Source organism: Micromonospora sp. WMMB482 (assembly GCF_019038635.1).
Taxonomy (GTDB): domain Bacteria; phylum Actinomycetota; class Actinomycetes; order Mycobacteriales; family Micromonosporaceae; genus Micromonospora; species Micromonospora marina.
In genome coordinates this window covers 1-3,147 of record NZ_JAHOPD010000026.1, presented here as the reverse complement: position 1 = coordinate 3,147, position 3,147 = coordinate 1, and the positions used below count along the sequence as shown (strand labels likewise).

2 protein-coding genes and 3 pseudogenes are annotated in these 3,147 nt (G+C 73.4%); 3 read left to right on the top strand and 2 right to left on the bottom strand.

From position 1 onward, the window contains the following. Together KSK32_RS32445 and KSK32_RS32440 are read left to right on the top strand one after the other, a co-directional pair. Positions 1–619: pseudogene (locus KSK32_RS32445) on the top strand (UDP-N-acetylglucosamine 1-carboxyvinyltransferase); the annotation flags it as partial. 79 nt (positions 620–698) lie between these two features. Then, positions 699–1,306: pseudogene (locus KSK32_RS32440) on the top strand (DUF3043 domain-containing protein). On the opposite strand, the gene KSK32_RS33860 reads toward KSK32_RS32440, so the two are convergent. Both KSK32_RS33860 and KSK32_RS33855 read right to left on the bottom strand, forming a co-directional pair. Beyond that, a complete protein-coding gene (locus tag KSK32_RS33860) occupies positions 1,251–1,628 on the bottom strand; it encodes a hypothetical protein (protein WP_254188926.1) in 378 nt (125 codons plus the stop codon). The pseudogene KSK32_RS32440 and the gene KSK32_RS33860 overlap by 56 nt on opposite strands. Positions 1,629–1,680: 52 nt before the next feature. Beyond that, positions 1,681–2,097 (bottom strand): hypothetical protein, encoded by a 417-nt coding sequence (locus tag KSK32_RS33855; protein ID WP_254188927.1) that lies wholly within the window; start codon positions 2,095–2,097, stop codon positions 1,681–1,683. A 53-nt stretch (positions 2,098–2,150) separates the two neighbouring features. Between KSK32_RS33855 and KSK32_RS32425 the strand changes: the two are divergent. Beyond that, positions 2,151–3,053 (top strand): annotated as a pseudogene (locus tag KSK32_RS32425) (aldo/keto reductase family protein); the annotation flags it as partial. Positions 3,054–3,147 lie beyond the last annotated feature (94 nt).

Sequence of the window (3,147 nt, the reverse complement as noted above, 5' to 3'; positions counted from 1 at the left end):
GGGGCGGCGGCGGCGCTGGCGACCCGCGGCCACGTCGAGGTGCTGGGCGCCCAGCAGGCCGACATGATGACCTTCCGAACATCTTCCGGTCGGTCGGCGGCGAGTACGAGGTCACCGACCTGCGCCCGCCGCGCGGCGGCAGCCCGGGCCAGGAGGGCGGCATCCGGTTCTGGCACCCGGCGGCGAGCTGAACGCGGTGGCGCTGGAGACCGACGTGCACCCCGGTTTCATGACCGACTGGCAGCAGCCGCTGGTGGTCGCGCTCACCCAGGCCCGGGGCCTGTCGATCGTCACGAGACGGTCTACGAGCAGCGGCCTCGGCTACACCGAGGCACTGAACACGATGGGCGCCAACATCCAGGTCTACCGGGACTGCCTCGGCGGCACCCCGTGCCCTTCGGCCGGCGCAACTTCAAGCACTCCGCGGTGATCGCCGGGCCGAGCAAGCTGCACGCGGCCGACCTGGTCATCCCGGACCTGCGGCCGGGTTCAGCCACCTGATCGCGGCGCTGGCCGCCGAGGGCACCTCCGGGTGTACGGCGTGGACCTGATCAACCGCGGTTACGAGGACTTCGAGGCCAAGCTGGCCGACCTCGGCGCGCACGTCGAGCGCCCCTGACCGTCCGCGCCTTTCGATCGGCCGCGCCCGGTGCACCCGTGATGTGCACCGGGCGCGGCCGGTTGGCTACCCTTGCCGCGTGCCGTCGCTGTTTCGCCGCAAGTCCGCCGACCTCGTCGAGGAGTCCGTCACCACTGTGACGACCGACGAGGAGTCCGCCGCCCGCCCCCGGGGCTACACGCCCAGCAAGAAGGAAATAGGGCAGGTCACGCCGAAGCGGGGGGGCCCGGTCGCCGGTCGAGGCGACCGCGCCGGCCAAGCCGCTGACCAAGGAGGAGGCCCGCGCGCAGCGCCGTGCCGCCCGCGCCGAGGCCGCCGCGGAGTTCCGCCGCGAGGGCGGCCCGCGTGAACGGGGCCCGGAGCGGCTGCTGGCCCGCAACGTGGTCGACTCCCGGCGGACGATCGGCACCTGGGTTCTTCGGCGGTGCGCTGATCGTGCTGTTCGGCTCCAACCAGGCCATGCCGCCGATCGTGCGGCTGCTGTCGAACGTGCTCTGGGGTGCGCTGGCCCTCGGCGTGCTGATCGACTCGATCCTGATCTCTCGGAAGATCAAGCGGCTGGTCCGCGAGCGCTTCCCGAAGAGCACCGAGAAGCTCGGCTCGCTCTACTTCTACGCGATCATGCGGTCGATCACGTTCGCCGGATGCGTGCGCCCGCCGCGGGTGAACATCGGCGACCAGGTCTGACCGGACCGGCCCCGAATCGGCCCTCCCGCCCCGGCGGTGAGGGGCCGATGTGGTGCGGGCCGATGCCGCACTCAGGCCACGCCGAGCAGGGCAGCACCGCGGTGGTGGCCGCCGCCGCGACCACGACCAGCACGAACGGCACCCGGCGCCAGGCAAGCAGCAGGCCGACGAGCACCGGCGGGCCGGGCGTAGCCGGCGAAGCCGCCGGCCTCGGGGATGAGCGCCGCCGGTGGCGGCCGAGCGCGGCCAGCAGCGTGGCGGCACCGACCGGCAGCAGGTGGCGCGACCACTCCGGCAGGTCGAGCCGGTCCCGTAGCAGCACCCCGGCAACCCGAAGCCGTAGGTGCCGGCGGCCAGCGCGAGGATCACGGCGATCAGCACGAGACCTCCCCCGCCCGCGCGCCCCGCCTGGCCCCGCCGTCGTCCACCGGTCCGCCGGTCCCCTCCGGCGGGGCACGGAACGGCAGGCACGGGGTTCGGCCGCGGCCGGGGTCATCACCCCGCGCGGCGTCCGCATCGGGCGGCCCGGCGTCGGGGACGGCCGGGGCGGCTTCCCGGTGGGGCGGCTCGGGCGGGGCGTGCAACGGCACGTGGTAGTGCACCCGCCACGCCCCTGGTAACCGCGCGTCGAGTGCGGCGTCGAGGTCGTCGGCCGCGAACGCCGGATCGGCCGGGTCGGTGGCGCCCGCGCAACCGGCCGCCCGGGTCTGGGGCAGGAACCTCGGTTCGACGAACCGGCGCAGCGCCGCGCTCGCCCCGGCCGGGTCGGGCGCCTCGACGGCTGCGGACACCTGGACCTTCACCACCGGCAGCCCGGCGGCACGCAGCCCGGCCAGGGCATCCGCGCGAGTCGGTGCTCGGCCGGGCGCTCAAGGGCGAGCGCCGCGAAGGACTGGAGATCTTCACCAAGGTCTACTGGCCGAACGGTCCCGCCGCAACGACCGCGGCCTGTCCCGCAAGCACATCATGGAGTCGATCGACGGCTCGCTGCGCCGCCTCCAGACCGACCACGTGGACCTCTACCAGGCCCACCGCTACGACTACAGCACCGCCGCTGGAGGAGACGATGGAGGCCTTCGCCGACGTCGTACACTCCGGCAAGGCGCACTACATCGGCGTCTCCGAGTGGAAGGCGTCCCAGCTGCGCGAGGCGCACGCGCTCGCCCGTGAGCTGCGCATCCCGCTGATCTCGAACCAGCCGCAGTACTCGATGCTGTGGCGGGTCATCGAGACCGAGGTGATCCCCACCAGCGAGGAGCTGGGTATCGGCCAGATCGTCTGGTCGCCGATGGCACAGGGTGTGCTGTCCGGGAAGTACCTGCCGGGCCAGCCGCCGCCCGCCGGCTCCCGCGCCACCGACGAGAAGTCCGGCGCCGGGTTCATCGCCCGGTTCATGACGACGACGTGCTCACCCGCGTGCAGCGGCTCAAGCCGCTGGCCGAGCAGGCCGGGCTGACCATGCCGCAGCTCGCCGTCGCCTGGGTGCTCCAGAACCGAACGTCTCCTCGGCGATCGTCGGCGCGTCCGGCCGGAGCAGGTGCACGACAACGTGAAGGCGGCAGGCGTGAAGCTCGACGCCGACCTGCTCAAGGCGATCGACGAGATCGTCGAGCCGGTCACCGAGCGGGACCCGGCGAAGACCGAGAGCCCGGCTTCAGCGCCCGTGACGTCGTGCCGTTCCCGGGCCGGCTCGCACCGGCCCGGGAACGACCCGGTCGGCTACTCCCAGAAGCGGATCAGGGCGTAGCCGATCTGGTACAGCTCGCGCGGCAGGCGAGGGCGTCGCCGACGGCGAAGACCGCGCCGAAGAACACCCGGTTGATCTGCGGCTCCACAGCAGC